The 421-nt window shown below is 41.1% G+C and carries 1 protein-coding gene; it reads left to right on the top strand.

Annotation, left to right across the window (positions count from 1 at the left end; all coding sequences use genetic code 11):
- Window positions 1–341 (top strand): DUF4189 domain-containing protein (locus tag HMPREF3050_RS02050; protein ID WP_070773273.1); only part of this gene is annotated, 341 nt, incomplete at its 5' end.
- Window positions 342–421 lie beyond the last annotated feature (80 nt).

Genomic DNA, 421 nt, shown 5'->3' with positions numbered 1-421 from the left:
CGAAAAAAATAGTCTATGTCTCCAAATATGGTGCAGTAGCTACTAATGAAAAAACAGGTATTTCGAGCGGGGCTTTAAATAAAGATTCTATTGAGGAGGCTAAACATGAAGCAATTAAAGCGTGTGAGCAGGGCGGGAGAAATGCCCCGTGTAAAGTTGCCATTTGGGCAGGTAATGCCTGTTTAGCAGCGGCAACGGGCAAAGAAGGCAAGAAATTCAGAGTATTTTATACAGCTAGGGAAAAACCAGGGCAGGCAGAACCCGCAGCATTGAAACAATGTAATAAAGCGGGATTGAAAAACTGTGAAATCACCATTCCTGAAGGTTGTTCTTTTCCTTAATTGTTATTTTTTGATTAAAGGGTCGTCTGAAAACTTTTTCAGACGACCTCCGATATCGTATTAATCCGAAAAAGGATGCC

This window comes from Neisseria sp. HMSC065D04 (genome assembly GCF_001815675.1).
Lineage (GTDB): Bacteria > Pseudomonadota > Gammaproteobacteria > Burkholderiales > Neisseriaceae > Neisseria.
This window is presented reverse-complemented; position numbering and strand designations above follow the sequence as displayed.